The sequence below is a fragment of the Vibrio sp. 10N.261.52.A1 genome (assembly GCF_002876325.1).
GTDB classification, from domain to species: Bacteria; Pseudomonadota; Gammaproteobacteria; order Enterobacterales; family Vibrionaceae; genus Vibrio; species Vibrio chagasii.
This window is the reverse complement of the sequence record NZ_MCYD01001143.1, coordinates 1-1,705: the sequence shown is the minus strand read 5'-3', so window position 1 is coordinate 1,705 and position 1,705 is coordinate 1. Positions and strand designations below refer to the sequence as shown.

The 1,705-nt window shown below is 41.2% G+C and carries 1 protein-coding gene; it reads left to right on the top strand.

Features of this window, described 5'->3' with window-relative positions; translation table 11 throughout:
* Positions 1-1,515: hypothetical protein (locus tag BCT81_RS29230; RefSeq protein WP_157938893.1), on the top strand; the 1,515-nt coding region annotated here is incomplete at its 5' end.
* Between the last annotated feature and the right edge of the window lie 190 nt (positions 1,516-1,705).

Here is a 1,705-nt window from a genome sequence, read left to right as displayed (position 1 = left end):
CTACCCTGCCAGAGGGGGGGTAACGGGACTGGAAACTGGGCAACGATAAAGACCGGCGCAGATGTACTGGCTAACATCCAAGAACGCCAATTGATCAATGCGATTGATAAGACATTACCCGACGTGGACAACAAACCAATTCAACCAGATAATGGCCTTAAGGCTCAATGGTCTATTGGTGAAGACGAAAAAGGTCGTAAAGCCCTGATGAATAATGGTGAAGTTGTAGCTTATGTAGCTAATGATGGTACTCGTCTACGTAATGCTGATAATGAACCACTAGGTGTAATCACTTCTTCTGTCAACGGTAACGGTGCTACTACTTACTCAGTAACACTAAACAATAACTCTCAGTTTGAAGGCGCAACTATTACTTTCCGTGAAGGTAACGTTGGTAACAAGAACATCACTTTCACATCTGCTGATGGCCAAACTACTTACCACTGGAGACACGACCGTGGTTTTTACAAAGTAGACATAGATAATAACTGGGGAGTTATTCCCGATACTGATAATAGTCCAATTCTTCCAGAAATCGATGGTGGTGAAGGTTCACAAGAGTTAAAAATCGTTGATGGGGGCATTTTCTTAGGTGGTGAAAAAATTGGTTTTATCGCATCTGACGGGAATGTAAATCTATATAAACACGGTAAAATTGGTGAAGTAACTGCAACCTCAGGTGGCGGTAATGTCTCTGAGATTACATTGAATAACGGAGCTACAGTTGATATCGCTCGGAATCAAGGCAATGCAATGGGTATTACTGTTTCTTACAACAATACTGAGTTATATATCGATAAAATTACAGGTGAAATCTCAATTGAGCGTGACTCGAATTGGGGGCAAGAGCTTCCTGATTTAGACAATTCTCCAGAATGGGGAGTTGATGCACCGCAATGGGCGGATTATGACAATGATAGCATCAAGAATCGCGAATTCACGCAAGATAAGAAAGCCCTCGAAGCTCTAGCTAAACAAGCAGGATTTGCAATGATGGGCGACTACCTAGATTGGCAGTCTGGCTTCAGCGATTTCTCCGTTGAAGAAAAAAACGAGATGGCTTTCACGATGCTGTCAGGCGGTGAGTTGACTGGTAAACAAATCATTCTAATGAACAACCTAACGCTGAATGGCAATGTATCAATGCTACAAACGCTTATGAACGACGCATACAATCATATTGGTTCATGGGATGACGTGACAAGTGCTATCAATGCTGCATATGGCAAAGATTTTACAACTGACGGACTACAAAAGTTTGCAGATCGTAATCAAGATTCTTTAGGTGCTGAACGTAATGCTCAAGCTATCAGACTTCTTATGAGTATCGAAGCGAATGGTGCTGAATGGGTCAAACATCAGATTAAAACAGAAATTAAAGATCGTATCGTTACTGATCCTGATTTTGGTCAAGGCGAGCGCCTAAAGAATATCGACCGTTCAAAGTTAAAGAATCTAGACCAATCGCAACTTAGTAACATCAGAGCTCGTATTCAAACACGTTTAGTTAAGTAACTATTAGCCCTCTTTACAACTAGACTTCGACTGTCTTTAGATCTCCTGTTTTCTAGCTGTAATGCTTATTAACTGAGCCCATGAGTTCATGTAGGACAATGGATTGTCCCCCCCTTATCAAGCCTATTAAGTTTGTCTTAATAGGCTTTTTCGTATTGCTCAATATTCCAATTGTTTCGCTGCTTATATC